Raw genomic sequence first — 25219 nt, 5'->3', positions numbered from 1 at the left:
ATCCTGAAGTGTCGCAATGGCGAGCATCTCGAGGGATGGGCCGCCAAACGGTCTTTCAAATCCGGCGCCCTGACCTGAAGACACAAGCCCATCACGCCTCGCCGTCCCGCCAGCCAACCCTGTCCTTCAAAAACCGGAAGCCCAGCACCTCGAAGCCGGCGCGCTCTTTGTTGTCCTTGCCGTAGCCGTGGCCGCCGGCCGCCGGTTCGTAGAAATAGGCCTCATAGCCCATCGCCTGGAGTTTGGCGGCCATCTTGCGCGCATGTCCGGGATGGACGCGATCGTCGCGCCGCGTGGTGGCGATCAGGATCGGCGGATAGGGTTGGCCGGGTTTGGCGGCATGATAGGCAGAATATGTCTTCAGCCACTCCCACTCCTCCACGTTGTCGGGATCGCCATATTCCGCGATCCAGCTCGCGCCCGCGAGCAGCTTGGTGTAGCGGCGCATGTCGATCAGTGGGATCGTGCAGAACAAGGCACCAAAGCGCTCGGGATAGCGCGTCAGCATGTTGGTGATGAGGATGCCGCCGTTCGATCCGCCCTGCGCCGCGATGCGTTTCGGCCTCGTGACGCCGCGGCGGACGAGGTCGGATGCGACGGCCGCGAAATCGTCATGCGACAGTCTCTTGCCGGCGAGCCGGCCGGCATCGTGCCAGCGCGTGCCGAACTCGCCGCCGCCGCGCAAATTCGCCTGCACGATGGTGCCGCCGCGCTCCAACCACAGCTTGCCGAGCGCGGAGTTGTAGTAGGGCTTCACCGAATGTCCGAAGCCGCCATAGGCGCTCATGTAAACCGGCGCGTCGCCGGTCTCCCGAGCGGGGCCGGTCTGCACATAGGGGATGCGCTCGCCGTCGATCGAGATCGCCTCGTGCTGGGTAACGATGAGCCCATCCGCGGTAAACGTTCGCGGCGCCTGCTTCAGGACAGTCGGGCTTGCGACATCGGGCTCGATCAGCATCAGCGACGGCGGCGTGAGCGGGTCCTGGACGTTGGCGAGCAGATCGCCATTGCTCTCGGATTCGTGGTGATCGAAGCGCCAGACGTCGACGACGCCGATCCCGGGAAGACCGTGCAGGCGTGTGCTGCTCCAGCCCGCCGCCGACGGCGTGCAGATCTCGAACACCGGTCGCAACTCGTCGAGGATCGAGAGGATGAGCTTGCCGTTGGCCCAGAACCAACCTTGCAGCGCGCGGCGTGGCGCCGGCGCAAACACGACCGCGAAATCGCGCTTGCCGGCGAGAAACGCCGACAGCGACATTCCGAGCACAGTGTCCGGGCCGTAAGTCGTGCCGGCGATGGTCCAGGCGGAACGGAGCTTGATCGCAAACCAGTCCCGATGCGCTTCGATCCAGACGTCGGAGGGAACGTCGAGCTTGACGGTGGCACCATGTTCGGTGCCGAGCCAGAGGTCGAGATTGAAGAAATCCAGCCGGTCGATGAACCAGACCCGCGGCGTCTCGCCGGTCCGGTCGACGTCGCAATACACACTCATCCGATCGGACGTGGTCTCGAACACCACACGCGCCTGCTCGATCGGCTCGCCACGGCGCCATAGGCGCACCGTCCGCGCATAGCCCGAGTTCGTCACCATGTCGTCGCCGCCATAGGCGCTGGACAATAGCAATGTGTCGGGATCGATCCAGACCGCGCCGCCCTTGGCCTCCGGCAGCGTGAAGCCGCCGGCGACAAAGCTCTTCGTGTTCAGGTCGAATTCGCGCAAGGTGACGGCATCGCTGCCGCCGCGCGACAGGCTCAGCATCGTCTGCGGCGCTTTCCCGGGCAGCGAGCTCGACCAGTTCAACAGCCAGTCCTCGCCTTCTTCCGCCGCGAGCTGGTCGATGTCGAGCAGGGTCTCCCAGGACGGATTGGGTTTGCGGAATTCCGCGATCGTGGTGCGCCGCCACAGTCCGCGCGGATGGCTTGCATCCTTCCAGAGATTGTAGAGCAGGCCGTCGCTGCGGCTGACATAGGGGATGTTGTCCGGGCGATCGTAGATCGCGGCGAGCGTGTCGCGGTCGCGTTCGAAGGCCGCGCCGCCGAACTTGTCCAGCGTCAGGCGATTCTGCCGTTCGACGAAGTCGAGCGCCCGTGCGCCTTCGATTTCCTCTAGCCAGAGCCAGGGATCATTGTCCGGAGCTTCGAGCGTAGGCCTGTCGTCGACGGACATGATCGGATCTCCAACAGATCGGGCCGCAGGGTTCGGCTTGATCGTGCGCAAGCGGGAAGCCGCGCGACCCCGTTATACTCCGTGCAATTGCGTCAGGGGCATGGCTTGCGCTCATTTGCGCCGGTTGCCCGCCTACGCCGCTGTCTCCATAGTGCCGCGAATCACCAGAGCGCCGCGGGGCGAAAATACCGATGCTAGATGTGACTGCAGCCGACGAGATCGCCGACGACGCCCGAGCGCGCGCCAATGTGGTGCGCCTTGCGGCCGCGCAGGCCCTGACCGGCGCCAATTCCGCCGTGATCTTCGCCACCGGCTCGATCGTCGGCGCGACGCTCGCGCCCGACATGTCGCTCGCGACCGTGCCGCTGTCGATGTATGTGCTCGGGCTTGCCGCCGGCACGCTGCCGACCGGCGCGATCTCGCGCCGCTTCGGCCGCCGCACAGCTTTCATCATCGGCACGGCCTGCGGCACGCTGACCGGCCTGCTCGGCGCGTTCGCGATTCTGCACGCATCGTTTCCATTGTTTTGTCTGGCGACCTTCCTCGGCGGCCTCTATGGCGCGGTGGCGCAATCCTATCGCTTCGCGGCCGCCGACGGCGCCAGCGCAGCGTACCGGCCCAAGGCGGTGTCCTGGGTGATGGCCGGCGGCGTGTTCGCCGGCGTGCTCGGTCCGCAGCTCGTGCAATGGACCATGGACGTCTGGCCGCCCTATCTGTTCGCGTTCAGCTTCGTGATCCAGGCCGCGGTCGCGCTGGTGGCGATGGGCATCGTCGCCGGCGTCGATATCCCGAAGCCCGCGGCGGCCGATCTCCATGGCGGGCGGCCGCTCATGCAGATCGTGACCCAGCCGCGCTTCATTGCCGCGGCGCTGTGCGGCGTCATTTCCTATCCCATGATGAATCTGGTGATGACCTCGGCGCCGCTGGCCATGAAGCTCTGCGGCCTCAGCGTCAGCGATTCCAATTTCGGCATCCAATGGCACATCGTCGCCATGTACGGGCCGAGCTTCTTCACGGGCTCGCTGATCGCACGCTTCGGCGCGCCGAGAATCGTCGCGGCCGGTTTGCTGCTGGAAGCGGGTGCGGCCGCGATCGGTCTCTCCGGCATCACCGCGATGCATTTCTGGGCTACGCTGATCGTGCTCGGTGTCGGCTGGAATTTCTCCTTCATCGGCGCATCCGCGCTGGTGCTGGAGACACACCGCCCGCAGGAGCGCAACAAGGTGCAGGCCTTCAACGATTTCCTGGTGTTCGGGATGATGGCGATCGGCTCGTTCTCCTCCGGCCAGTTGCTCGCGAGCTACGGCTGGTCGGCAGTGAACATGGTGGTGTTCCCGCCGGTGCTGCTCGGCCTCGTCGTCCTCTCGCTCGCCTCCTGGGCCCGCCGCCGCAAGGAGCGGCTGGAGGCGGCCATGGGCGAATTCCCCGACGCGATCTGAGGCTGGCAGGAGCCTGGCAGCAGTCTGAACGCTTCGATTTGCATCGAAGCGTTCGCCTTGCGATGATTGCTAGACGATGTCGTCATGGCCGGGCGAAAGCGCGAAGCGCGTCTTCACGCCAAATGTCCCGGCCATCCACATCTTTGGCGCGAGGATGGACGTGGATGCCCGGGACGCCCCGGGAATGACGGAGCAAAACAACCGGCAAGCAAGAAAATGCTCGACAATCCTCAGTCCCCGGCCATCGACGAATCCTCCCTCCGTTACGAAGGCTGGCGCATCGTTGCGGTCTGCTTCCTGCTCGCGACCTTCGGCTGGGGGCTCGGCTTCTACGGGCAGAGCGTCTATGTCGCCGAGCTTCAGCGCGCGCATGGCTGGCCGGTCTCGCTGATCTCCTCGGGCACGACCTTCTTCTACCTGTTCGGCGCGCTGCTGGTCGTCTTCGTCGGCGAGGCGATCCGGACATATGGCCCGCGGCTTTGCCTGATCGCCGGTACGCTGGCGATGGCGGCGGCCGCGGTTGCGATCGGCGCGGTGCGCGAGCCCTGGCAGCTTTATCTCGCCGATGCCGTGCTCGCCTTCGGCTGGGCCGGCACGAGTCTCGCGATGATCACCAACACGATCAGCCTGTGGTTCGACCACAAGCGCGGCATGGCCATCAGCCTGGCGCTCAATGGCGCCAGCTTCGGCGGCATCGCCGGCGTGCCGCTGCTGGTGACCATGATCGGCCATGTCGGCTTCGCGAGCGCGATGTTCACTGCCGCCGGCGCCATGCTGGTGCTGCTCCTGCCCGTGATTCTGATCGTCGTCGGTCATCCGCCCGACCGCCACGGCTGGCACGCCGCGACAAAAGCGAAGGCGCGATCATCGGCGCAGATCCGAAAGGACGCGGTGCGCGATGTCGGCTTCCTCACGGTGACGGTCGCGTTTGCGCTTGTGCTGTTCGCGCAGGTCGGCTTCATCGTACATCTCATCTCGTTCCTCGATCCCGTGATCGGGCGCGAGCGCGCCGCCGTTGCCGTCGCGGTGCTGACGGCGATGGCCGTGGTCGGCCGCGTGCTGTTCTCGATGGTGATCGATCGTCTCAATCAGCGGCTCGCCTCCGCGCTGTCGTTCCTGAGCCAGGCGGCCGCGCTCCTCGTCGTGATCAACCTGCACAATGACTACGTGCTGATCGCCGCCTGCGCGGTGTTCGGCTTCTCCGTTGGCAACCTCATCACACTGCCGTCGCTGATCATGCAGCAGGAATTCGATTCGCGTTCGTTTGGCGTGCTGATCAGCCTGAACACCGCGATCAACCAGGTCACCTACGCATTCGGCCCGGGCGTGGTCGGCTTCCTGCGCGATCTCTCCGGCGGCTACGCGCTGCCGTTCTATGTCTGCATCGCGCTGGAGGTGACGGCCGCGGTGCTGATCATGGTGCGCGGTGGCAACGCGAAGGCGTCATAGAGGCGCGACGGCGCTTCAACACACTTCGTCATTGCGAGCGGAGCGAAGCAATCCAGAATCTTTCCGCGGCGGCAGTCTGGATTGCTTCGTTGCGCTCGCAATGACGGAGTAAGCGGATCCAGCGGAGCTCACGCCCCCCGCTGCTTCAACAAATCCTCAAGATCCAGCCGCTTGGTGAACATCGCAAGCTTCCCGTCCGGCGCAAACGGCCATTGCTCTTTCGGCCGGTCCCAATACAGCTCGACACCGTTCTCATCGGGATCGCGCAAATAGAGCGCTTCGCTGACGCCGTGATCGCTGGCGCCGTCGAGCGCGATGCCGGCCGAGAGCACGCGATGCAGTGCATCAGCCAGAGCGGAACGTGTCGGATAGAGGATCGCGGTGTGATAGAGCCCGGTCGTGCCGGGCGGCGGCGGTGAGCCGCCCTTGCTTTCCCAGGTGTTGAGCCCGATGTGATGGTGATAGCCGCCGGCCGAGATGAAGGCGGCACCGGAGCCCATGCGCTGCATCAGCTCGAAGCCGAGCACGCCGCAATAAAAGCCGAGCGCGCGATCGAGATCGGCGACCTTGAGGTGAACGTGGCCGATCCGGGTGCCGGCATTGACGGCTGGGCTTTGCGACATGTGATTGCTCCGTTGACCAACTCCACATAAGCCGGGCTTCGGGACCGTGCTATCAGCCTATCTCGAAACCCAGCGTTTCCGGATGCGCAATTGCGCACCCGGATGCGTAATTACGAGAGCTCTGATACCTCGCCCTCCGGCAAGCCGAACTCGAACGTGTTCAGCGTCATCGACACCAGCGTATAGTAGCCGCACAGCCCGATCACCTCGACGAGCCCGCGTTCGCCGAGCAGCCTGACCGCGTCGTCATAGAGGCCCTTCTCGAGGCCGTGACCCTCATGCAGCGATTTCGCAACGTCGTAGATCATCTTGCCCTTGGGATCATCGAACTCCGGCGTGCGACGGTCGCGGATCGCCTCGATGATCTCAATCTTCATGCCGCCCTGCAGCGCGAGGCGCTTATGCGCATACCATTCGTAATGCGCCGTCCAGTGCCGCGCCGTCACCAGGATCGCGATCTCCGAGAGCTTTGCGGGGAAGACGGTGTCGAAGCGCAGGACTTCGCCGAGCCGCGTGGCGTGGCGGGCCATGTCGGGGCTGCTCAGCCAGGCCATCATCGGTGCCGGCGGCTTGCCGCGCTTTCCGGCAATCGACTCCTCATAGGTCTGCCGCTGGTTGTCGCTCATTTCGTCAGGCGAAAGTAGTTTGAGGCGCATCGTTGTTTCCTCGTTGTTTTTTAGCGTCGCCGTGGCCGCCACTATAGCCTGATGCCTCACGTTGTGAGTAGCCGGAGCGCACGGAAGTGGTTGAATTCCGCGGTGCGATGGCCCAGAGTCGCCGGCAACAAGTTGATTTTGAGTGATGGAAGCGACCCATGAGCGACTCTAAGACCACAGATTCCGAGGCGGCGGATCTCGAACAATTCCGCAACGAGACGCGCGCCTGGCTGGAAGCCAACTGCCCGCCGGAGATGCGCAAGCCCGCGACATCAGACGCCGACGTGTTCTGGGGCGGACGCAACGCAAAGTTCTCGTCCGAGCCGCAGCGCGTCTGGTTCGAGCGCATGCGCGACAAGGGCTGGACCGTGCCGGACTGGCCGAAGGAATATGGCGGCGGTGGCTTGAGTGCCGCCGAGCACAAGGTGCTGCGCGCGGAGATGGCGAAGATCGGTGCGCGTCCGCCGCTGTCGAGCTTCGGCATCTGGATGCTCGGGCCGGCGCTGTTGAAATACGGTACCGAGGCGCAGAAGCAAGAGCATCTGCCGAAGATTGCGGCCGGCCTGATCCGTTGGTGCCAGGGCTACTCCGAGCCGAACGCCGGCTCCGATCTCGCTTCGCTGCAGACCCGCGCGGAGAGTGACGGCGACGACTTCGTCATCACCGGCCAGAAGATCTGGACGTCCTATGCGAACTACGCCGACTGGATCTTCTGCCTGGTACGCACCGATCCTGCGGCGAAGAAGCACGACGGCATCAGCTTCATCCTGTTCGACATGACCTCGAAGGGCGTCTCGACCAAGCCGATCCTCCTGATCTCCGGCTACTCGCCGTTCTGCGAAACCTTCTTCGACAATGTCCGCGTGCCGAAGTCGCATGTCGTCGGCACCGTCAACCGCGGCTGGGACGTCGCGAAATATCTGCTGCAGCACGAGCGCGCGATGATCTCCGGCATGGGCGAGCGCGGCGTCGGCCGTCCGCTCGGCCAGATCGCTGCGGATTCGATCGGCACCGATGCGGTGGGGCGCCTCGACGATGCGATCCTGCGCAGCCAGATCGCGACCTTCGAGGTCGATGAAGCCGCGCTTGCGGCTTGCGCCGAGCGCGCGGTCGATCTCGCCAAGGCGGGGCAGGCGCATCCGGCATTTTCCTCGGCCATGAAATATTACGGCACCGAACTGAACAAGCGCCGCTACGAGATCCTGATGTCGGCCGGCGGCGTCGATGCGCTGGAATGGGAGAGCGAGCGCTCCAAGCAGGGCGCCCGTCCGCGCGCCTGGCTGCGCACCAAGGCCAACTCGATCGAGGGCGGCACATCCGAAGTGATGCTCGGCATCGTCGCCAAGCGCATCCTCGATCTGCCGGGGGCGTGAGGCACACTTTCGCAGCACGTCATTCCGGAGCGCCGCCGATAGCGGCGAGCCCGGAATCCATATCCACCAATCGGGAGTATGGATTCCGGGCCTGCGCCTTACGGCGCATCCCGGAATGACGAAGATCAGATAGATTTCGAATCGGAAACACCACCATGGCCCTCGTCCTCACCGAAGAACAATCGATGCTCCGCGACTCTGCGCGCGGGCTGATCAGCGACAAAGCGCCGGTATCGCATCTGCGCCACCTGCGCGACTCCAAGGATCCGACCGGATTCTCCAAGGAGTTTTGGCAATCCTTCGCCGAGATGGGCTTTGCCGGCCTGCTCGTGCCGGAAGAGTTCGGCGGCAGCGGCCTCGGTTATGTCGAAGCCGGCGTCGTCATGGAGGAGATCGGCCGCACGCTGATGCCCTCGCCGTTTCTGGCGACAAGCGTGGTCGCCGCCTCAGCGCTCTCGCGCGGCGGCAATGCCGCCCAGAAGTCGGAATATCTGCCAAAGATCTCCAGCGGCTCGCTGCTCGCGACGCTCGCGATCGACGAGGGCGCCAAGCACCGGCCGCTCCAGACCAGCCTGCAGGCGGTGCGCGCCGGCAATGGCTTCAAGCTCTCCGGCGCCAAGGCGCTGGTCGTCGACGGCCACGTTGCCGATCTTCTGATCGTCGCCGCGCGCACCGCGGGCTCCGCCGGCGAACGCGAGGGGCTGACGCTGTTCCTGGTCAACCCGCGAGCCAAGGGCGTTGCGATCGAGCGCACCATCATGGTGGATTCGCACAACGCGGCGCGGATCGAACTCGCCAATGTCGAGGTCAATGCCGATGGCGTGCTCGGCGAGGTCGATCAGGGCGCCGGCCTGCTTGACGGCGTGCTCGATATCGGCCGCGGTGCGGTGGCCTCCGAGATGGTGGGTCTCAGCGATGAGGTGTTCGGCCGCACCACCGAGTACCTCAAGCAGCGCAAGCAGTTCGGCAAGCTGATCGGCGAATTCCAGGCGCTGCAGCACCGCGCCGCCCAGCTCTATGTCGACATCGAGATCACGCGCGCCGCGGTGATGAAGGCGCTGCAGGCGCTCGATGCCGACGTGACCAAGGCCGCGTCAGCCGTTGCTGTGGCCAAAGCGCGCGCCGGCACCACCGCAACGCGCGCGGTGCAGGAAGGCGTACAGATGCACGGCGGCATGGGCATGACCGACCAGTTCGACATCGGCTTCTTCATGAAGCGCGCGCGGGTCTGCGAGGAGCTGTTCGGCGACGCCAACTACCACGCCGAGCAGCTCGCGCGGGCAAGGGGGTATTGAGGCGGAGTGAGGCGCGGGAACGCCGCCTCACCCTCAGGCGTCATCGCCCGGCTCGACCGGGCGATCCAGTACGCCGCGGCCTTTCCGCATACGTCAGGCGTCTCTGGAATACTGGATCGCCCGCTTTCGCGGGCGATGACACCAGAAAAATGGAGAATGCTCGCCCCAAGCCCGTCATTGCGAGCGAAGCGAAGCAATCCAGAATCCTTCCGCGGCGGCAGTCTGGATTGCTTCGTCGCTTCGTTCCTCGCAATGACGGCGGAGAGTCCCGTTACCGCATCGGCGGCGCGTATTGCACGCCGCCGGCGTTCCAGAGCTGGTTCATGCCGCGCGGGATCTTCAGCTTGGATTTCTCGCCGATATTGCGCTCGTACATCTCGCCGTAATTGCCGACGTGGCGGATGATGCGCACGGCCCAGTCCTTGGTGAGGCCGAGCTGCTCGCCGTAATTGCCCTCGGTGCCGACCAGCCGCATCACTTCGGGCTTCTTCGACTTCAGCGCCTCGTCGATGTTCTCCGAGGTGACCCCTAACTCCTCGGCGTTGATCATCGCATAGAGCGTCCACTTCACGATCATCATCCAGTCGTCGTCGCGCTGGCGCACGACGGGGGCCAGCGGCTCCTTGGAGATCATGTCGGGGAGGATCATGTGGTCGCCGGGCTTGGACAGGTTGAGCCGCAGCGCATAGAGCTGGGAGACGTCGGCGGTCAGCGTGTCGCACTTGCCGGCGTCGTAGGCCTTCACGACGTCGTCCAGCTTGTCGAGCTTGACCTCCTCATACTTCATGTTGTTGGCACGGAAGTAGTCGGTGAGGTTGAGCAGCGTCGTGGTGCCGGCCTGCACGCACACCTTGCTGCCGTTCAGGTCCAGCGAGGTTTCCTTGTTGCGGGAGCGGGGCACCATGAAGCCCGCGCCGTCGTAATAGGCGACGGCCGGGAAGTAGAGATCGTAGTCGAGCTCACGCGCCATGCTCCAGGTCGAGTTGCGCGAGAGGATGTCGACTTTCCGGCTCTGCAATTCCTTGAAGCGCTCGCTGGCGTCGAGCGGAACGAATTTCGCCTTGCTCGGATCGTTGAAGATGGCGCTCGCCACCGCGCGGCAGAAATCGACATCGAAGCCGGTCCAGTTGCCCTTGTCGTCGGGGATCGAGAAGCCCGGCAGGCCCTTGTTGACGCCGCACAGCACCTCGCCGCGCCGGATCGTGCGCTTCAAGGTGCGGGTGTCGTAGAACTCATAGGTAACGGCCAGGGCACCGACCAGTACGGCGACTGCGAGCCCGATCAGCAGGCCGCCTCGAAATGTGCGCATGATGTCTCTCTCTCGAAATAATCGGCAAAAGGAATTTGGACGGAGGCGGGGAGCATGATCCGGAAAAGCGCGAAGCGGTTTTCCGAAAAGATCATGCTCAAACGATAACTCTCAGAGTTCAGGCTTCTGCCGCACCACCACCTTGGTGCCGACCGGGACGCGATCATAGAGATCGGCCACGTCGTTGTTGACCAGGCGGAAGCAGCCCGACGACACCTTGGTGCCGATCGTGTCCGGCCGGTTGGTGCCGTGGATGCGGTAGACCGTCGTGCCGAGATACATGGCGCGCGCGCCGAGCGGATTACCGGGGCCGCCGGCCATGAAGCGCGGCAAATAGGGCTGGCGCTGGATCATTTCCGGCGGCGGCGTCCAGTCCGGCCATTCCTTCTTGTTGGTGATGTTCAGCAGACCCTGCCACTGGAAGCCGTCGCGGCCCACGCCGATACCGTAGCGGATCGCGCGCCCGCCGGGCTGGACCAGATAGAGGTGACGCTCGGCGGTCGAGATGATGATCGTGCCCGGCGCTTCGGTCGTGCGGAAGTAAACGACCTGCTTCTGCCATTCCGGATCGAGCTGGTAGCTGTCGTCGGCGATCAGGCCCGGCTCGTCGCCGCGGTCGGGCTGCTGGGCGAAAGCCTAAGGCCCGGACAGGATCAGCCCGATCGCGGCCATAAACATCCCGGTCAGGCGACGAAAATCCGTCATTTCAAGCTCTCCCCGCTGCCACAGCGCAAATCATTCGGAACCATCAGAACTCAGGGGCAGCTTCATGGCAAGGTCATGGCGCGCCCAGCAGGTATGTCACGAGAATGCTTTGGTTTTTTGACGAGGCGCGGCAACGCCAAAAACAGGGGATGGCGCGAAAAGCAGTCGCCCCACATCCTCAGCGGGCGGGAGGGCGCCTCAGATCTGGTTGCTTTCGGGCGCGATGGCGAGCCGCCGGACGATTTCGGCACCCACGGCGCGCGCCTCGTTCCTCGAGCCGATGCGGGGGCTGCGAAACCTTCGCCCGGACCGCAATCTGATGACAACGATGCAGTGCTCGTCCTCGGATCGACCGCGGCGCTCGACCGTGATCGCCTTCACGTCGCGCCCTTCGATATGGTCGGCGCGCAGCTTGCCATCGCCCGATAGGCGCTCGATGCGAATATCCCGCTGCCGGATGATCCAGAAGGCACCGGTCACGAGATTGGCGTATCGGTGAACGGCAAACGCGGCGATCGCGCCAATCGGCAACAGCATGATGTCGATGGGGCCGGGCGACAAACCGCGCCACAGCTTGTAGGCGTAGGGAACGACGGACAATGCGACGACGATCACTGCAACGATCCGAACGTCCCTCTCGCTAAACGGCTCGACGGGTTCGCCAAGATGCATCTCGGGATTGCTGGCATCGAGCGGATTGACCGGCGCCTCGACGTTGGCAACGCCGAATTGGGTCGCGATCCGGGCAACCGTTTCGCGAACATGCGTGACGTCGGAGATCGGCGGGGACGTCAGGCGCTCGCCCGAAGCTAGCGTGAAGACCAGATGGAAGCGCGCCCTGGAAACCTTGCTTTTGGGGACCCGCAGCTCCGCTACGTCGTCCTTCGCGACGATCCTGCTGCGGAGCCGTCCGAACGGTCGCTGTCGCCCGATCAGGATTTCATTCGGCGTGATGATCCAGACCACGGCCGGTGCAAGCATGACGGCGCCGATGAACGCGGCCCCCAAGAGGAGCGCGACCACGGAGATGATCACCTCGAGGTAGTCGTGCGTGAACAGGCCTGGCGTGAAGCAGAGGGAAACGGCTGCCGCAAAGCCGGCCATGACCAGCCGCTGCGCAATTGAAGAGCCTTCACGAAGGCGAATGTCGTTGCTGGGGGGCGCTTCGTCCATCGCGGGCGGCTGATTCCGTCGGCACGAAACTCCACGGACGAATCCGTGGAGTCAAGCAACAATAGCGACGGGCGGAACCAGCCGCGCGACGTCCGCGCCGCCTCAGCTATTGGCGCTGAGCAGGCGTGCCACCGTCCGGTCGATCTCGTCATAACTGCCTTCGCCGGCATGCTGGAAGACGATCTTGCCGTTCTGGTCGATGACGTACTGCGCCGGCCAATACTGGTTCCGGTAGGCGTTCCAGGTCCGGGAGTCGTTGTCCTGCGCCACCGGATAGGTGATGCCGTGGCGCTTCAGCGCGGCCTGCACATTGGAGGCCGAGCGCTCGAACGGAAATTCGGGCGTGTGCACGCCGACCACCACCAGGCCCTTGTCCTTGTATTTGGCGTAGAGCTGGGTGACATGCGGCAGCGTGTTGACGCAGTTGACGCAGCCATAGGTCCAGAAGTCCACCAGCACGACCTTGCCGCGGAGATCGGCAAGGCTGAGCGGCTTGGAGTTGAACCAGTTGCTGATGCCGGCGAAGTCGGGCGCGGTCTGCTGGCTCGCGGCAGCGGTGACGATCGGTCTTGCGGGCGAGGCCTCGTCGCAGATGCCGGGGATCACGGCGCCGGTCAGGGCGAAGCCAATCAGCGAAGCAGACACAGTGGGCAGTTTTAGCGTCATGGAAGCGTCCTCCGGTGGAATGAGGGATGATCACAGGCCGATCTGGCCGGTGGGATAGAAGCCGGTGAGCCACGCCACGATCAGCGTGTCGTATTGGAAGTAGGCGGCGAGCGCGAAGGCGATCACGACGACGCCAAAGCCCTGCTGCAGGCGTGGCGAGATGCGCGCGAGGCTGCGCACGCGCGTGGTCGCGGCCTGCCCGCCATAGGCGATCGCCAGCATCGGGATCGCGGCGCCGATGGCGTAGGCGACCAGCAGAGTGCCGGCCCAGGACAGGTTCTTCGACGTCGCAACCAGCGTCAGGATCGAGCCGAGCACGGGGCCGGCGCAGGGCGTCCAGACGAGGCCAAGCGTGGTGCCGAGCACGAGCCCGCCGACCGCGCCCTCGCGCTGCGCGGCGCTGGATGCGCCGAGGTCGAGCCAGCCGTTGAGCCGGATCGAGAGCCACTCGAACGGCGCCGGCCACAGCATCAACAGGCCGAATCCGATCAGCAGGATCGCCGCGGCCGAGCGCAGCACATTGGGATCGAAATCGAATAGCCGCGTGAGGGCACCGAGCAGCAGCGCCGTCGCCGAGAACGAGATCACGAAGCCGAGCGCGATCAGGACAGGGCGCAAATGCGAGGTGCGTCCGATCGAGGCGCCGAGCAGGATAGGCAGCATCGGCAGCGTGCAGGGCGCGGCGATGGTGAGGATGCCGGCAAGCACAGCGAAAATCAGGTCGAGCATCGGGCCACTCGTGAATGGGTCACGAGGTTGCTTCGAGCCGGATGCGTCGGTCGTTACGCAGCGTCACGCGTTCGTTACGAGCCACAATGACGGTGCGCTCCCTCCCCCCTTGCGGGGGAGGGCTGGGGAGGGGGGTAGCCCCGGGTGAGATCGGAGTTCGTGGCTACCCCCCTCCCTGCCCCTCTCCCACAAGGGGGGAGTGGTGCCCGCCTCACTTAAGTGCAGCCACCAACGCTGGGTTCGTGGCCCGTCCTGACGCTTAATCACGCGGACGGGCGAGACGCTACATCGCCCAAACACAAAACGACCCGGAGGGGGGCATCCCGTCCGGGTCGCTGGAGGTCCTTGGGAGGTTTAGGCAAAACCGTATGAAAGCGTTATAGGGACGAAGTTTTTCCGCCTGATGTTGTGGTTTGTTTCAATTGTTTCGAGCCCGGTAACGCTTTCGCGAGCGGGACGGCGCCAAAGCCGAGGTCCTATCCCGTTGAAATCTCGAATTTTTACGCGGCGAAGCGGTCGACGCCGGCTCCTTTAAGCAAATCGGCGAGCTGCTTGCGGGCGTAGAACATCCGCGTCTTCACCGTGCTCTGCGGGATGCCGATGATCGCCCCGACCTCCTCCACCGACTTCTCATGGTAGTAGACGAGGTTGATGATCTCGCGATGCGCCGGCGACAGCTTGGCCACGCAGGCGCGCAGGATCGCGCTGGTGTCGCTGCGGTCGAGCGAGGTCTCGGGCGTGTCGGCCTCGTCGGCGATCTCTCGCACGTCTTCCTGGTCGATGTCCTCGAAGCGGCGCTGGCGCATCGCGGTCAGGGCCTTGAAGCGGGCGATCGAGAGCAGCCAGGTCGAGACCTGCGAGCGGCCCTGGAATTGTCTGGCGGTCCGCCACACGTCCAGGAAGACCTGGCTGACGAGGTCCTCGGCCGTGGTGGCGTCGCGCACGATGCGCAGGATGAAGCGATACACCCGCACATTATGCCGGCAATAGAGGATGTGCATGGCCGTCCGGTTGCCGTCGGCGATGCTTTCCAGGAGCATGTCGTCCGAGGTCGCCTGAGCAGCAATGATGCCCTGGCTGGCTTCGGCGTTGATGGCGACGACGTTCTGCATGAATGGCTCCCCGTAGCGCCGCAACCGAGCGGCGTTTCCTTGGGTGAAAGTGTTAATGAGCCAGCGTTTCGGGACGTCTGCGCGACAAGCGGAAAATGGTTTCGTGGGCCGCCAAATTGTTTCGTCGGAAGAGGCACGACGAAACATTCGGGGCAAAAAATCGTGCAATTTCAATGTGCGGAAAATACGGTACTGCGGACTTGGACTGGGCGGAACGAATTTCGGGTTGCCACGTTTGGTCGCGCCACGCGCTCCGCTGTCGTCCTGGCGAAAGCCAGGACGCGTTGTGGCGTGTACGCCTACGCGCGCCTCACGCCTTCTCGCCCGCCGGCGAGAACAGATAGCCGCCGCCGCGGATGGTGCGGATGACGGCGGGCTTGGTCGGGTCGGGCTCGATCTTGCGGCGGATGCGCATGATGCGCAGGTCGACGGCGCGGTCGAACGCTTCGGCATCGCGCGCATTGGCCAACTCCAACAGACGCTCGCGCGACAGCACACGCTTCGGATTGGCCGCGAACACTTTCAGCAGCCCGAACTCGGACGCGGTCAGCGGATGCTCGTTGCCTTCGTCGTCGCGCAACGCCTGGGCTTCGAGGTCGAGCCATTTGGTGCCGAAGCGCACGAGCTGATCCTTGTCCGACTTCGCCGCCGCGGCTTCCGGTGCCGCCTTTGCCGGCGCGCTCCGCCGCAGCACCGAGCGGATGCGTGCCATCAATTCGCGCAGCTCGCAGGGCTTGGCCACGTAATCGTCGGCACCGAGCTCGAGGCCCACGACGCGGTCGATCGGGCTTGCGGTCGCCGTGAGCATGATCACCGGCACGTTGATGCGACTCTTCAGGTCGCGGATGATCGAGAGCCCGTCTTCCTCGGGCATGTTGAGATCGAGCACGACGAGATCGGGCATGCTGCCCTCGATCGCGGCGCGTAAGGACTTGCCGCCGTCGCACAGCGTCACGGTGAAGCCGTGCATCTTGAGGTAATCGCCGACCATTTCCCGGGCCGGGGCCTCATCGTCGACGATCATGATGTGCTGGCTTTGGGTCATGTTACTCGGATCTTGGCGTTCGGATCTTGGCGTACAGATCTTGGCGTACAGATATTGTCGTTCTGATTCTTGCGTTCAGATCAGGGTATTTCGGTCGCAGGCAGCGTGATGGTGAAGGTCGATCCCTTGCCGGGGCCGTTGCTCTCGGCGGTGACCTCCCCGCCATGCATGTCGATAATACGCTTGACGATGGAGAGCCCAAGGCCCGTCGAGCTCTCGCCCGCGGTTGGCTTTGCCGACAGCCGCTGGAACCGGCCGAACAGGCGGCCGAGATCCTCCGGCGACAGCCCGGCGCCCTCATCGGTGACGCGGACGACGGTGTCATTGCCCTCGTGCGTGACTGCCACGGTGATCCTGCCGCCGATCGGGCTGTACTTGATCGCATTGCTGATCAGATTGTCGATCGCCTCGCGGATGCGGTCGGTGTCGCACATGGTGACGATGTTGGGCGGCGCCGCGACGGTGATCGCCTGCTGCTTGTTGACCGCCAGCGGCTGGTTGGCCTCGGCGACCTCCTGGACCAGCGCGGCGACGTCGACGGGCTCGCGGCGAATCGTGATGTCGAAGGCATCGGCCATCGCGTCCGAGATCAGATGATCAACCATCGTGGTCAGCCGCTTGGTGGCGTCGCGAATGTGGTCGACCTGCGCGACCACGCCGCCCTCGGAGGCGCCGGTCGAGATCAGCTCCTTCAGCATCTCGGTGCGGCCGAGGATGACGCCCAGCGGATTCTTCAGGTCGTGCGCGACCGTGCCCAGGATCTCGTTCTTGAAGCCGTTGGCGCGCTGCAGCCGCAGCCATTGCGCCGAGAGGCGACGGTTGGCCTGCATCAGCGCGCGGGTGCGCTGGGCGACGCGGTCCTCGAGCTGCGTGTTGGCGTCCTGAAGCTGCTGATAGAGGATCACATTGTCGAAGGCGATCGAGAGCCGGCTGGAGAATATCTCGACCAGCGAGCGATCGGTCTCGGACAGCTCGCGCTCGGCCTGCAGCAGCACCACGACCTCGCGGCCGCTGCCGGTGCGCAGATAGATCACGCTGCGATGGTCGGCGAATTCGTTCTTGCGGCGCTGGAACGCGGCCTCGACCATCGCGCGCAGATCGGGATCGAGCGCCTTCGAGGAGGTCGTGCCGATGAAGCGGCTGTAGCAGCCGCTGCCCGCCAGCACCGAGAGCTCGGCGTCCGATCCGCCATTGTCGCGCAGGACCAGTATTCCGGCGCAGTCGACATTGAGCAGCGAAGCGAGCTGGGTCAGCACGCCCTCGGCGAGGCGCTGCATCGACTTGAAGTCGTAGAGCGTCGAGGCCGCATCGATGATGATTTCGAGTCCGCGCCTGGTCTGCACCATGCGCTCGAGCTGCTGATAGGAGCGCAGCGCCGCAGTCAGCGAGGTGAACAGCTTGTCCGCGGTGAGCTCGGTCTTGGCCTTGTAGTCGTTGATGTCGTACTGCACGATCACGCGCCGCTCGGGCGCCTGGCCGGGCTGGCCGGTGCGCAGGATGATGCGAACGGTCTCGTTCTTGAGCTCGTTGCGGATGAACTCGACGAGTTCGAGGCCCGCGACGTCCGTCTCCATGATGACGTCGAGCAGCACGGCGGCGATGTCGTGGTGCTCGGCCATCAGCTTGCGACCTTCCGCCGCGGAATGGGCGGAGAGGATCTCCAGGCTCTGGCCGTTGAGGCTGTAGTCGGACAGCGCGAAGCGGGTGCCGTCATGCACGGCCGGATCGTCGTCGATGACGGCGATCTTCCACTTCCTCGCGTTGGTATCCTCCGACGCGGTACCGGTATCGTCGATCAGGTGGAGGACATCGTCCTGTTCGGCCATTGAGAAGTCCCGTCAGTCTCTGTGCTTTGCGCGCCGCCCTTGGCGACCCGCGGCATGATAATCCGAAAGGTAGTGCCTTGTCCCGGCTTGGATTCCAGCATCATCCGCCCGCCGAGCTGCTGGGTGACCAGGTTATAGACGATATGGAGGCCGAGACCCGTGCCGCCTTCGTTGCGCCGGGTGGTAAAGAAAGGGTCAAAGGCCTGACGTTGCACGTCGGGCGTCATGCCGGCCCCATCATCGGCAAAGATGATCTCGATGTCGTCGGAGCCGCGCGGCCTTGCCGAGATCGCGATCGTGCCGGCGCGACCGTCGCCGAAGGCGTGGTTGGCGGCGTTGAGGAAGAGATTGGTCAGGATCTGGCCGTAGGAGCCGGGATAGCCGTCGAGAAGCAACCCTTCGGGCACGTCGACCTGTAGCGTGATCGGCGAGCGTTTCAGGACCGGGCGCAGGCTCGCGATGATCTGGTCGGTGGCCTCGCTCAGCGAGAACTGCCGCCGCTCGGCGTGCGAGCGGTCGACTGCGACCTGCTTGAACGACTGGATCAGCTCGCCGGCACGCGTGAGGTTGGCGACGAGCTGCTGCGAGGCGTCGCGCGAGGCCTGCACGAACTCCTCGAGCTGCGAGCGGCGCAAGCCGCCGTCGCCCTTGAGCTGCGCCTCGAAGATGTCGCTGCGCCGGGCGAAGCTCGAGGCAACGGTCAGGCTGATGCCGATGGGATTGTTGACCTCATGGGCGACGCCGGCGACGAGGCCGCCGAGTGCCGCAAGCCGTTCGGCATCGATCAGGTTCTGCTGTGCGGTGTTGAGCTCGAGCAGCGCGCTCTCGGCCTTTTCCTTGGACGCGCGCAGCTCGTCCTCGGCCTTGCGCTTGGCGATCGCGTTCTCGCGGAACACCTCCACCGCGCGTGCCATGGCGCCGACCTCGTCGCGCGCCTTGATGCCCTGCACCTCGCGATCGAGATCGCCCAGCGTGATCGCGCGCATCGCGGTCATGATCTGCTGCAGCGGCAGCCGGATCGACAGCGCGATCAGCACGCCGGCGCTCAGGATGATGCCAAGGAAGATCACCGCTATCGAGAGCACCCGCCGCGAAATGTCCGCCAGCGTGCGGTCGAACGTCTCCTGCGCCTTCTGCTCGCGCTGGCGCATCTTGGTCGAGAGGTCGTCGATGGCGCCGATCGCCTCGGCCTGGCTGGCATCGATCGTGTTGCGGAGCAGCTCGGTGCGGCTCGTGAGCTGCTCGGAGAGCTTTGCAAACCCCTCGCGCATCGCGGTGGTGCGCGCTTCCAGCCTTTGCAGCGCCATGCGCTGGAGGTCGTTGTCGGCGAGGTCGATCATGACCGGAATGGTCTTCTCGATCGTCTCGGTGTTGCGGCGCGCGTCGTCGGCGGCGGCCGGTGACAGCGACAGGTAATAGGAGTTCGCCGCGACCAGCATGGCGGTGAAGGCTTCGCGGGATTTGCCGAGCGAGGGCCAGATCAGCGCGTCGCGGTGGCCGGTGGCGCCCTCGATGATCGAATAGAGGCCCGCCATGTCCTTGGCCGGGCCCTGCACCTGCTCCTCATAGGTCTTGGCGATGGTCGCCTGCACGCTGCGCAGTTCGCCGAAGCCGTTGAGGAAGCGCTCGGTGGTGCGCTCCAGCTCCTCGACCGAGCCTGATAGCATCGGGTCCTTGGCGGCGCGGTTGGTCAGCGTGCCCAGCACCGCCTCGCGCAACAGCAGGATTTCGGCGAACAGGTCCGGGCTCGGCTGGTTGATGTAGCGGTGGATCAGGTTCTGCAGGCGCCCGGTTTCGCTTTCGAGCAGCGCCAGGATCTTGTCGGACTCGCGCACCTGGCGCACATCGTCCCAGGCCGAGCCCAGCACCTGCGACCCGTTCCAGATCAGTCCGACCAGCACCACCACCACGGCGGAGTTCAGCGCTGCGATCGACAGGATGCGCCAGCGGATCGGCACCGCCCGCAACGCGCCGACCAGGCGCGCGCGCAGCCGCCCGACGGGGCCGGGCTGCCTGTCTGCGTGCTCGCTGCGTGCGGGCTCGGCCAAGACGCCTCACTCCACCTTGCGAATGCGTTCGATCAGGGCCGCCGCGGCGGGATCACGGCCGATCGGCCGGTCCGTCACCTTCTGCATGTGCTCGATGGAGCGGAACAGGAACGGCATGGCGAGCACATTCATCGCCGGGACGAAGTTGCCGATCAGTGCCACATTGATCCGGTTGAGGTCGATCGCGCCGGCCCGGGTCTGCTCGATCGTCTCTTTCTCCTCGCCGAGCTGGCGGGAGTGAAACACCTTGATCTCGTGCCGGCCGTTGGTGCGCTCCGCGATCAGGGCGCCCATGTAGCGCAGCGCCTGCACGGTCGGGTAGTCCTCGCTCTGGGTGTCGGCGGCGCGAAATTCGCGCGCAAACGCCTCGGTCGCGCATATCGCGAACAAAAGCACGACGAAAATCACCCCGGTCCGCGAGAGTTCGGCACGGCTCAACACTGGCACACTCAACCCCTCAGTGATGAAGTCTATGGCAGGACTAAAAGGTTCAATGCAATCTAGCAGATGGTTAAGGGAAGGCCATCCCGGCGCGGACCGGCCTTCGATTGTGCGGTGCGACCGAGCCTTATTCCCGGTTGAAACCGGAGATGCCGGGGCTTAAGCACGAGCGAACGCAAGTCGCTTTTTTTCGCAACCGACGGGATGAGCGAATCGTGATGTCAGTCTCGCGCCTCTTGCCAGTCCTTGCCGTTGCCGCGGTGGTTGCCCTGGTCTCGCCGGCCCGCGCCGCCACCGACATCGCGCTGTGGCACGCGATGTCGGGCGAGCTCGGCCGGCAGCTCGAGAAGCTCGCTTCCGACTTCAACGCCTCGCAATCCGACTATCGGATCCTGCCGAGCTACAAGGGCAGCTACACCGAGACCGTGACGGCGGCGATCTTCGCATTCCGCTCGCGCGGCCAGCCTGCGATCGTCCAGGTCAACGAGGTCGCGACCGCGACCATGACCGCAGCCAAGGGCGCGATCTATCCGGTGTTCAGCCTGATGAGGGATTTGAACGAGCCGTTCAGGCCTGAGGTCTATCTTCCTGCGGTCTCGGGCTACTATGCCGACGCTAGCGGCAATCTGTTGTCCTTCCCGTTCAATGCGTCGACGCCGATCCTCTACTACAACAAGACCATGTTCCGCAGCGCCGGCCTCGATCCGGAGAAGCCGCCGAAGACATGGCCCGAGCTCGGGCTTGCCGCCAAACGCCTGCGCGAGCGCGGCGCGGTGTGCGGCTTCACCACGTCCTGGCCGTCCTGGATCCATGTCGAGAATTTTTCCGCCTTCCACAACCTTCCGCTCGCGACAAAGACCAACGGCTTTGCCGGGCTCGACGCGGAATTGACCATCAACAACGCAGCCCTCGTCCATCACATCGCCCAGCTCGCCGAATGGCAGAAGGACAAGGTGTTCGACTACAGCGGCCGCGGGCAGTCGGCCGAGCCGCGCTTCCAGAACGGGGAGTGCGGCATCTTCATCGGCTCTTCGGCGACGCGTGCCGACATCAGGGCGAATTCGAAATTCGAGATCGGCTACGGCATGATGCCGTACTGGCCGGACGTGAACGACGCGCCGCAGAACTCGATCATTGGCGGCGCCACGCTGTGGGTGCTGCGCGACCGCCCGCGCGACGAATACAAGGGCGTTGCGAGGTTCTTCGCCTATCTGTCGCAGCCCGGCGTGCAGGCGGCCTGGCACCAGAACACCGGCTATCTGCCGATCACCCGCGCCGCCTTCGAGCTGACGCGCGCGCAAGGCTTCTACGAACGCAACCCGGGCTCGGCGATCTCGTTCGAGGAGATCACGCTGCATCCGCCGACGGAGAATTCCAAGGGCATCCGGCTCGGCTCCTTCGTGCTGATCCGCGGCGCGATCGAGGACGAGCTGGAGCAGGCCTTTGCCGGCAAGAAGGGCGCGCAGGCCGCGCTCGATTCCGCCGTCGAGCGCGGCAACAAGCTCTTGCGCCAGTTCGAGCGCGCCAGCCCGGACCGGTAGGTGCGCGGTGGGGCGCCGGCCTCGCCACATCCGTCATTGCGAGCGCAGCGAAGCAATCCAGACTGTCGCCGCGGAGGGATTCTGGATTGCTTCGCTGCGCTCGCAATGACGGTGGAAACAGTGGTGACCCAATCACCACGGTCGTCCTGGATCGGCGCTCCGCTTCGCTGCGCTTGTCCAGGACGACAGCGTTGATTGGGGCGCTGCTTGTGTCAGCTCAACAAATGAGCGCGATCTTCATTCAGCTCATTTCATGAGCAAATGTACATCTTTGTATGCAATGGGAGAGCGCGCGTATCGGCGGCGAGTGGCCCATATTTTTGCATTCTCCCGCAATGCCAATACCTTAGCCTGCCGCCAATGCTCCGCTAAGCCTTGGCACGAACCTTGCGATGCCACCTCCAACCAAGAACGTTTGTGTTGGAGCCATTGCATGAAGCGCCGCGATTTCCTCAAGTCCGTGTCTGGATTGGCCGCAGGCGCGGCGCTTCCGGCGATGCCTGCGGTGATCTCTCCGGCCGGGGCCGATGCGCGCTCCGAGACGCTGCTGATCGTCTCCGAAGGCGGGCCGAACAATCTCGACATCCACGGCGTCGGCACCAACGTGCCCGGCTATGAGGTGTCCTGGAATTGCTACGACCGCCTGATCAGCCACGAGATGAAGAGCGGTCCCGGCGGCGTGCCCTATTACGACCGCGACAAGTTCAAGGGCGAGCTCGCCGAGGACATGAAGATCGACGACATGTCGGTCACGTTCAAGCTGCGCAAGAACGCCAAATTCCACGACGGCACGCCGGTCACCGCGAAGGACGTGAAATGGTCGCTCGACCGCGCCGTGAGCGTCGGCGGCTTTCCGACCTTCCAGATGAGCGCGGGCTCGCTGACCAAGCCCGAGCAGTTCGTGGCGGTCGACGACTATACGGTGCGCGTCGACTTCCTCAGGAAGGATCGCCTCACCATCCCCGATCTCGCGGTAATCGTGCCCTGCGTGGTCAACTCGGAATTGGTGAAGAAGAACGCCAGCGAGAAGGATCCGTGGGGCCTGGAATTCACAAAACAGCAGACCGCGGGCTCCGGTGCCTACAAGGTGACGAAGTGGACCGCCGGCACCGAAGTGGTGATGGAGCGCAATGAGGATTGGGCCTGCGGTCCGCTGCCGAAGATCAAGCGTGTGATCTGGCGCATGGTGCCGCAGGCCGGCAACCGCCGCGCGCTCTTGGAGCGCGGCGATGCCGACATCTCCTACGAGCTGCCGTTTAGGGATTTCCAGGAGATGAAGGCGAACGGCAAGCTCAACGTGGTGTCGCTGCCGTTCTCGAACGGCATCCAGTACATCGGCATGAACGTGACCAGGCCGCCGTTCGACAATCCGAAGGTGCGGCAGGCGATGGCCTATGCGATGCCGTATCAGAAGATCATGGACGCCGTGCTGTTCGGCCTCGGCAATCCCATGTTCGGCGCGCCCAACGACAAGGCCACCGAAGTGGCCTGGCCGCAGCCGCACAAATTCAACACCGACATGGAGAAGGCAAAGGCGCTGCTGACTGAAGCCGGCTACGCCAACGGCTTCGAGACCACGATCTCGTTCGACCTCAATTTTGCCGGCGTCAACGAGCCGCTCTGCGTGTTGGTGCAGGAATCACTGGCGCAGCTCGGCATCAAGACCACCATCAACAAGGTGCCCGGCGCCAACTGGCGCACCGAGCTCAACAAGAAGGAGATGCCGCTCTTCACTAACGTGTTCTCGGGCTGGCTCGATTACCCCGAGTACTTCTTCTACTGGTGCTATCACGGCAACAATTCCGTCTTCAACACCATGAGCTACAAGTCGGCGGAGATGGACAAGCTCATCGACGGCGCGCGCGTTGCTGCCGCGACCGGCGACAAGACCACCTACGACGCCGACGTGAAGGCTTTCGTCGATCTCGCCTACGCCGACATCCCTCGCATCCCGCTCTACCAGCCCTTCGTCAACGTCGCGATGCAAAAGAACATCTCCGGCTACGAATACTGGTTTCACCGCAGGCTCGATTACCGCGCGATGGCGAAGGGGTGAGGGGCGAATAGCGGGTGGCGAGTAGTGAGTAGGGAGCACCGAATGGATATGCACGGCAGCGACCAGTTATTCGCCATTCGCTATTTGCCATTCGCACGCGCAAGCGCCTTCCCAAGTGAGGCGAGCACTCCTCTCTCATTCCCTCCCCCCTTGTGGGGGAGAGGCAGGGAGGGGGGTAGCCACGAACTCCGAACTCGCTTGGGGCCACCCCCCTCCCTAGCCCTCCCCCGCAAGGGGGGAGGGAGCGCAGCGGAGCGTGCGGCGGCGCATTCGCCAACTATCGAGAAGGCACTCTTCGATGACGCATCAGCATCTACGAGTCTCGTCGTTCTCTTCGATCTGAGTCAGGCAGGCACTCCTCTCTCATTCCCTCCCCCCTTGCGGGGGAGGGGCAGGGAGGGGGGTAGCCACGAACTCCGACCTCGCTTGGGGCCACCCCCCTCCCTAGCCCTCCCCCGCAAGGAGGGAGGGAACGCAGCGGGGCAAGTGGCGACAGCCTCGCGAACCAGCGAGAGCTGTTTGTCATGCTGGAGTGCCGCGCCATGCTGACCCTGATCGGCAAGCGGCTGATGTTCGCGATCCCCTCGCTGATCGGGGTCGTCATCGTCACCTTCCTGCTCACGCGCGCGCTGCCGGGTGATCCCGCTGCCTACTTCGCCGGTCCCGCCGCGACGAAGGAAGCCGTCGAGCAGATCCGCAGGAAACTCGGCTTCGACAAGCCGCTGGTCGAGCAGTTCTTCCGCTACGCGAGTGATCTCGCCAATGGCGATTTCGGCACGTCGCTGACGACCGGCCAGCCGGTCGCGACCGAGATTCGCAATCGCCTGCCGGCCTCCGCCGAGCTGACGCTGCTCGGCCTCATCGTCTCCATCACTATTGCGATTCCGCTCGGCGTGCTGGCGGCAACGCGCCCGGGCTCGTGGATCGATCATCTCTGCCGGGTGACGACGACGGCGGGCGTGTCGCTGCCGGTATTCTTCACCGGCCTCGTGCTGGTGTATGTCTTCTACTTCCGGCTCGGCTGGTCGCCGGCGCCGCTCGGCCGGCTGGATGTGTTCTACAGCGCGCCGGCGACGGTGACGGGCTTCTATCTGATCGACACCCTGATCGCGCGTGACTTTGAGGCGTTTCGCTCGGCGCTGAGCCAGCTCATCCTGCCGGCGGCAACGCTCGCGATCTTCTCGCTGGCGCCGATCGCGCGCATGACGCGCGCCTCGATGCTGGCGGTGCTCGCCTCCGAATTCGTCCGCACCGCGCGAGCCAGCGGCCTGTCGCCGGCAACCGTCATCGTCACCTACGCCTTTCGCAACGCGATGCTTCCGGTGATCACCACGCTCAGCATGGTGTTCTCGTTCCTGCTCGGCGCCAACGTGCTGGTGGAAAAGGTCTTCGCCTGGCCTGGCATCGGCTCCTACGCGGTGGAAGCGCTGATCGCGTCCGACTTCGCACCGGTGCAGGGTTTCGTGTTGACCATGGCGGTCATGTACGTGCTGCTCAATCTCGTGATCGACATTCTCTACGGCGTGATCGATCCGCGCGTGCGGCTGGAAGGGTAGAGCATGATCC

At 64.6% G+C, this 25219-nt stretch carries 18 protein-coding genes and 2 pseudogenes; 7 read left to right on the top strand and 13 right to left on the bottom strand.

The window, feature by feature from the left end:
- Positions 1-91 precede the first annotated feature (91 nt).
- A complete protein-coding gene (locus MTX21_RS24090) occupies positions 92-2167 on the bottom strand; it encodes a prolyl oligopeptidase family serine peptidase (protein ID WP_280967163.1) in 2076 nt (691 codons plus the stop codon).
- 191 nt (positions 2168-2358) lie between these two features.
- On the opposite strand from MTX21_RS24090, the gene MTX21_RS24085 reads away from it, so the two are divergent.
- Positions 2359-3606, top strand: coding sequence for an MFS transporter (locus MTX21_RS24085; RefSeq protein WP_280967162.1), 1248 nt, complete (start codon positions 2359-2361; stop codon positions 3604-3606).
- Between the two features lie 216 nt (positions 3607-3822).
- A complete protein-coding gene (locus MTX21_RS24080) occupies positions 3823-5055 on the top strand; it encodes an MFS transporter (RefSeq protein ID WP_280967161.1) in 1233 nt (410 codons plus the stop codon).
- Positions 5056-5183: 128 nt separating this feature from the next.
- Here the strand turns inward: MTX21_RS24080 and MTX21_RS24075 are convergent, their stop codons facing one another.
- On the bottom strand, positions 5184-5678 hold the full coding sequence (locus MTX21_RS24075; protein ID WP_280967160.1) for a VOC family protein: 495 nt from the start codon (positions 5676-5678) through the stop codon (positions 5184-5186).
- A gap of 110 nt (positions 5679-5788) precedes the next feature.
- Positions 5789-6334 (bottom strand): carboxymuconolactone decarboxylase family protein, encoded by a 546-nt coding sequence (locus MTX21_RS24070; protein WP_280967159.1) that lies wholly within the window; start codon positions 6332-6334, stop codon positions 5789-5791.
- A gap of 158 nt (positions 6335-6492) precedes the next feature.
- Here MTX21_RS24070 and MTX21_RS24065 point away from each other — a divergent pair, with 158 nt between their 5' ends.
- Together MTX21_RS24065 and MTX21_RS24060 are read left to right on the top strand one after the other, a co-directional pair.
- Entirely contained in the window at positions 6493-7707 is a 1215-nt protein-coding gene (locus tag MTX21_RS24065; protein WP_280967158.1) for an acyl-CoA dehydrogenase family protein, read from the top strand.
- A gap of 155 nt (positions 7708-7862) precedes the next feature.
- On the top strand, positions 7863-9002 hold the full coding sequence (locus MTX21_RS24060) for an acyl-CoA dehydrogenase family protein (RefSeq protein WP_280967157.1): 1140 nt from the start codon (positions 7863-7865) through the stop codon (positions 9000-9002).
- Between the two features lie 271 nt (positions 9003-9273).
- Here MTX21_RS24060 and MTX21_RS24055 read toward each other — a convergent pair whose 3' ends face one another.
- The 10 genes and pseudogenes from MTX21_RS24055 to dctP form a co-directional block, all read right to left on the bottom strand.
- Positions 9274-10311, bottom strand: a complete 1038-nt coding sequence (locus MTX21_RS24055; protein ID WP_280967156.1) for an amino acid ABC transporter substrate-binding protein — start codon at positions 10309-10311, stop codon at positions 9274-9276.
- Between the two features lie 111 nt (positions 10312-10422).
- Positions 10423-11016: pseudogene (locus MTX21_RS24050) on the bottom strand (L,D-transpeptidase).
- Positions 11017-11214: 198 nt separating this feature from the next.
- Entirely contained in the window at positions 11215-12189 is a 975-nt protein-coding gene (locus tag MTX21_RS24045) for a hypothetical protein (RefSeq protein ID WP_280967155.1), read from the bottom strand.
- A 102-nt stretch (positions 12190-12291) separates the two neighbouring features.
- Positions 12292-12855: a thioredoxin family protein gene (locus tag MTX21_RS24040; RefSeq protein WP_280967154.1), complete on the bottom strand. Its 564-nt coding sequence runs from the start codon at positions 12853-12855 to the stop codon at positions 12292-12294.
- A gap of 30 nt (positions 12856-12885) precedes the next feature.
- Positions 12886-13584, bottom strand: a complete 699-nt coding sequence (locus MTX21_RS24035; protein ID WP_280967153.1) for a cytochrome c biogenesis CcdA family protein — start codon at positions 13582-13584, stop codon at positions 12886-12888.
- Between the two features lie 500 nt (positions 13585-14084).
- Positions 14085-14696 carry a sigma-70 family RNA polymerase sigma factor gene (locus MTX21_RS24030; RefSeq protein WP_280967152.1) on the bottom strand — a complete coding sequence of 204 codons (612 nt, stop codon included), beginning with the start codon at positions 14694-14696 and terminating at the stop codon, positions 14085-14087.
- A gap of 310 nt (positions 14697-15006) precedes the next feature.
- On the bottom strand, positions 15007-15741 hold the full coding sequence (locus tag MTX21_RS24025; RefSeq protein ID WP_280967151.1) for a response regulator: 735 nt from the start codon (positions 15739-15741) through the stop codon (positions 15007-15009).
- An 80-nt stretch (positions 15742-15821) separates the two neighbouring features.
- Positions 15822-17567, bottom strand: a complete 1746-nt coding sequence (locus MTX21_RS24020) for a DUF3369 domain-containing protein (protein ID WP_280967150.1) — start codon at positions 17565-17567, stop codon at positions 15822-15824.
- A complete protein-coding gene (locus tag MTX21_RS24015) occupies positions 17537-19525 on the bottom strand; it encodes an ATP-binding protein (protein WP_280971149.1) in 1989 nt (662 codons plus the stop codon). Before MTX21_RS24015 ends, MTX21_RS24020 begins: the two co-directional genes overlap by 31 nt.
- 147 nt (positions 19526-19672) lie before the next feature.
- Positions 19673-20062: pseudogene (gene dctP / locus MTX21_RS24010) on the bottom strand (TRAP transporter substrate-binding protein DctP); the annotation flags it as partial.
- A gap of 212 nt (positions 20063-20274) precedes the next feature.
- Between dctP and ugpB the strand changes: the two are divergent.
- From ugpB to MTX21_RS23995, 3 genes are all read left to right on the top strand, one after another.
- Complete coding sequence (gene ugpB / locus MTX21_RS24005) at positions 20275-21597, top strand: sn-glycerol-3-phosphate ABC transporter substrate-binding protein UgpB (protein ID WP_280967148.1); 1323 nt, start codon at positions 20275-20277, stop codon at positions 21595-21597.
- A 433-nt stretch (positions 21598-22030) separates the two neighbouring features.
- Positions 22031-23653 (top strand): ABC transporter substrate-binding protein, encoded by a 1623-nt coding sequence (locus tag MTX21_RS24000; protein WP_280967147.1) that lies wholly within the window; start codon positions 22031-22033, stop codon positions 23651-23653.
- Positions 23654-24195: 542 nt separating this feature from the next.
- On the top strand, positions 24196-25209 hold the full coding sequence (locus tag MTX21_RS23995) for an ABC transporter permease (protein ID WP_280967146.1): 1014 nt from the start codon (positions 24196-24198) through the stop codon (positions 25207-25209).
- The last annotated feature ends 10 nt before the right edge of the window (positions 25210-25219 follow it).

It is taken from the genome of Bradyrhizobium sp. ISRA430, from assembly GCF_029909975.1.
Lineage (GTDB): Bacteria > Pseudomonadota > Alphaproteobacteria > Rhizobiales > Xanthobacteraceae > Bradyrhizobium.
The sequence above is the reverse complement of the archived record's forward strand: the minus strand, read 5'-3'. Positions and strand labels throughout refer to the sequence as shown.

What these genes read in the sequence shown, in the direction of transcription:
- MTX21_RS24040 (WP_280967154.1), bottom strand. Translation starts at nt 12,855, where the DNA reads ATGACGCTAAAACTGCCCACTGTGTCTGCTTCGCTGATTGGCTTCGCC.
- MTX21_RS24020 (WP_280967150.1), bottom strand. Translation starts at nt 17,567, where the DNA reads ATGGCCGAACAGGACGATGTCCTCCACCTGATCGACGATACCGGTACC.
- MTX21_RS24060 (WP_280967157.1), top strand. Translation starts at nt 7,863, where the DNA reads ATGGCCCTCGTCCTCACCGAAGAACAATCGATGCTCCGCGACTCTGCG.
- MTX21_RS24030 (WP_280967152.1), bottom strand. Translation starts at nt 14,696, where the DNA reads ATGCAGAACGTCGTCGCCATCAACGCCGAAGCCAGCCAGGGCATCATT.
- MTX21_RS23995 (WP_280967146.1), top strand. Translation starts at nt 24,196, where the DNA reads ATGCTGACCCTGATCGGCAAGCGGCTGATGTTCGCGATCCCCTCGCTG.
- ugpB (WP_280967148.1), top strand. Translation starts at nt 20,275, where the DNA reads ATGTCAGTCTCGCGCCTCTTGCCAGTCCTTGCCGTTGCCGCGGTGGTT.
- MTX21_RS24070 (WP_280967159.1), bottom strand. Translation starts at nt 6,334, where the DNA reads ATGCGCCTCAAACTACTTTCGCCTGACGAAATGAGCGACAACCAGCGG.
- MTX21_RS24075 (WP_280967160.1), bottom strand. Translation starts at nt 5,678, where the DNA reads ATGTCGCAAAGCCCAGCCGTCAATGCCGGCACCCGGATCGGCCACGTT.
- MTX21_RS24035 (WP_280967153.1), bottom strand. Translation starts at nt 13,584, where the DNA reads ATGCTCGACCTGATTTTCGCTGTGCTTGCCGGCATCCTCACCATCGCC.
- MTX21_RS24085 (WP_280967162.1), top strand. Translation starts at nt 2,359, where the DNA reads ATGCTAGATGTGACTGCAGCCGACGAGATCGCCGACGACGCCCGAGCG.
- MTX21_RS24080 (WP_280967161.1), top strand. Translation starts at nt 3,823, where the DNA reads ATGCTCGACAATCCTCAGTCCCCGGCCATCGACGAATCCTCCCTCCGT.
- MTX21_RS24025 (WP_280967151.1), bottom strand. Translation starts at nt 15,741, where the DNA reads ATGACCCAAAGCCAGCACATCATGATCGTCGACGATGAGGCCCCGGCC.
- MTX21_RS24065 (WP_280967158.1), top strand. Translation starts at nt 6,493, where the DNA reads ATGAGCGACTCTAAGACCACAGATTCCGAGGCGGCGGATCTCGAACAA.
- MTX21_RS24045 (WP_280967155.1), bottom strand. Translation starts at nt 12,189, where the DNA reads ATGGACGAAGCGCCCCCCAGCAACGACATTCGCCTTCGTGAAGGCTCT.
- MTX21_RS24000 (WP_280967147.1), top strand. Translation starts at nt 22,031, where the DNA reads ATGAAGCGCCGCGATTTCCTCAAGTCCGTGTCTGGATTGGCCGCAGGC.
- MTX21_RS24055 (WP_280967156.1), bottom strand. Translation starts at nt 10,311, where the DNA reads ATGCGCACATTTCGAGGCGGCCTGCTGATCGGGCTCGCAGTCGCCGTA.
- MTX21_RS24090 (WP_280967163.1), bottom strand. Translation starts at nt 2,167, where the DNA reads ATGTCCGTCGACGACAGGCCTACGCTCGAAGCTCCGGACAATGATCCC.